We start from the raw sequence: 345 nt of genomic DNA on the forward strand, positions 1-345 counted from the left end.
AGACAACCCTGATCGCATTGCCCGAGGGTGTGACGGACGGCGACGTGCAGTCGGTGCTGCAAGCGCTGCTCGACCGCCACGACATGCTGCGGTCGAAGCTGTACTCCGACCCGACCGGCCACCGGCTCGTGACGCGAGAGATCGGGTCGGTGAGCGGGGCGGACATCATCGAGACGGTTGTGGTCGGCGAAGACCCGGGCCGCGCAGTCGAGGACGCCGCCCGGATCGCAGCGGGACGGATCGATCCCGAAGCCGGCGCCATGATGGCCGCTGTTCGACTACAGAACCCGGTCGGTGGAGACGTGTTGCTCCTCGCCATCCACCATCTGGCGACCGATGCGGTGT

At 67.5% G+C, this 345-nt stretch carries 1 protein-coding gene; it reads left to right on the plus strand.

Annotated features, from left to right (window positions below):
- Window positions 1-345 (plus strand): condensation domain-containing protein (locus IO33_RS45405; RefSeq protein WP_037687532.1); only part of this gene is annotated, 345 nt, incomplete at both ends.

The organism is Streptomyces durhamensis (assembly GCF_000725475.1).
In the GTDB taxonomy this organism is placed as follows: Bacteria; Actinomycetota; Actinomycetes; order Streptomycetales; family Streptomycetaceae; genus Streptomyces; species Streptomyces filipinensis.